Origin of the sequence: Collinsella sp. AM42-18AC (assembly GCF_003467965.1) — a bacterium.
Classification (GTDB): domain Bacteria; phylum Actinomycetota; class Coriobacteriia; order Coriobacteriales; family Coriobacteriaceae; genus Collinsella.
In genome coordinates this window covers 176,283-178,253 of sequence record NZ_QSFY01000003.1, presented here as the reverse complement: position 1 = coordinate 178,253, position 1,971 = coordinate 176,283, and the positions used below count along the sequence as shown (strand labels likewise).

Sequence of the window (1,971 nt, the reverse complement as noted above, 5' to 3'; positions counted from 1 at the left end):
CGGCGCGTTCTTCGGCGTGCTGGCGTAAGGGCCCGGCTGCATAGATTTTCGTTGCAACCTGGAAAGGGGATGGAGCAGGCCTATGCCCTCCATCCCCTATTTGTATAGAAGGAGTTCGTATGTTCGCGAAGGATCGCGAAGCAATGCGCCTGACGCCGGCGGAGGTCAGGCTGATTCTTATTGAGTCCCTGCAGTGGTGCGCCAACAACGCGGTCTACTTTTTGGGGCTTATCGGTGCGGCCACGTATGATCTGGCCGGCACGGCCTTTTTGGTTGCCGCCATTACGCTCGTGCGCAATCTTATGACGTCGGCGGGCAATATGGTGTCGGGTTCGGTCATCGATCGCTTTGGACCGCGCCGGACGTCATTTGTGACGTGCGTGATTACGGCTGTGCTATCGCTTGGCGTGGGGTTGGCGCCGCTGTCTGTCCCCGGGCTTGTGTTTGCCGCGTGCGTCTTGGGGCTTGCGGGCGGCTTTATCAACACCTGCACGCATGCGTTTCCGGGATACCTGGAGTCGACCACCGAGGGCCGTACCCGCGTGAACGGTCTCATGGTGTTCTACAGCAATATCGCCTATACCGCTGGCCCGCTGCTCGGCGGTGCCATCGTGAGCTGTTTTGCCACGCAATCGGTCTATCTGCTCATGGCGGGCATGATGGGCGTGGCGGCCGTGCTCTCCTTGGGCTGTCACGAGTGCGTTGTTCCCGCAAAAGGGGAAAAGCCGAAGGGCGGTATTCTGGGCGGCATGGCCGAGGGTGCGCGACTTACGTTTCGCGACCACGACCTGCGCCTCATCTTTATCTCGGGCTTTTTGGGATTCTTTGCGTTTGGCGCGTTTGATTCGCTTGAGTCGTTGTTCTACCGTGATGTGCTCAACGTGGATATCGTCTGGCTGGGCTGGCTGTCCTCGGTCGTGGGCCTCACTTCCTCGGTGGGCGCGTTCATCCTGACCAAGCTTTCTGCTCGCCATGTCAACCTACGATTGCTGCTCGGCGCGCTCATGGCCGTGGGCATTGGGTCCATGGTGTACGTGGGCACCGATATGCTGGGGGTCGCGATTGTCGGTCAGGCGATTAACGGTCTGGCCTGGGGGTTCCTGGAGCCGCTGCAGATGATCTTGATTCAGGAGCGCGCCGACATCAAATACCTGGGTCGCATTACCGGCTTTGTGCGCTTTGGCCTGATGAGCGCCGGCGTGGTGCCGCTGCTGGCGGCTCCGTTTTTGGCGGAGGCTTTGGGCGTCCAGACGGTACTGTTTGGAGCATCGACCATTATTGCGCTGGTAGGAACGCTGTTCTTTGTCACACAAGGGAGACGCCGGGGGCGTTAGCTATACATCAAAGTCTAATTTAATACCACTCACCAGAGAATTTCGACCGTTCACCGAGGATTGGAACAGATTGAAAAGTGGTATTAAAAACACGTTGGGTGTATGTCTATAATTGGTATCGAAAAGAAACGCGATATATAGATTCGCGTGCAGGACAGAAAGGAAAAGCCATGAAGGAAACCGAGAAGATCGAGATCATGCACTTTAGCCAGGAGGGCTACGTCGAGGACGGCAAGAACGTCTACGAGGCCGGCAAGAAGATGACCGCGCTCGCCGACAAGGTCGCCGACGAGGGCTACGACGCCGTGTTCCTGATGGGCGTCGGCGGCACCTGGGACGAGCTCATGCAGCTCGAGTACCTCATGAACAAGTTCGGCGACCGCGACCTCGAGGTCTACCTGATCCACGCCGCCGAGTGGAACGCCATGGGCCACAAGCGCATGACCGAGAAGTCCGTCGTGCTCACCGCCTCCGAGTCCGGCACCACCCCCGAGGTCCTCGAGGCCGTCAAGAAGATGAAGGGCATGGGTGTGCGCGTCTACGCCATGACCAAGCCCGAGGGCCTCATCGGCCAGGCTGTCGGCGCCGAGAATTGCGTCAAGATGGCTTCCGATCATGGTAACGGTGGCTGCGAGAT

Annotated in this window: 1 protein-coding gene and 1 pseudogene; both read left to right on the top strand. The window is 58.9% G+C overall.

All coding sequences use genetic code 11. The features are described 5' to 3' along the window. Positions 1 to 119 precede the first annotated feature (119 nt). On the top strand, positions 120 to 1,334 hold the full coding sequence (locus DW913_RS03290; protein ID WP_171025282.1) for an MFS transporter: 1,215 nt from the start codon (positions 120 to 122) through the stop codon (positions 1,332 to 1,334). A 170-nt stretch (positions 1,335 to 1,504) separates the two neighbouring features. Beyond that, positions 1,505 to 1,971 (top strand): annotated as a pseudogene (locus DW913_RS10060) (SIS domain-containing protein); the annotation flags it as partial.

Coding starts and splice junctions, on each gene's coding strand:
- DW913_RS03290 (WP_171025282.1), top strand. CDS start 120: ATGTTCGCGAAGGATCGCGAAGCAATGCGCCTGACGCCGGCGGAGGTC.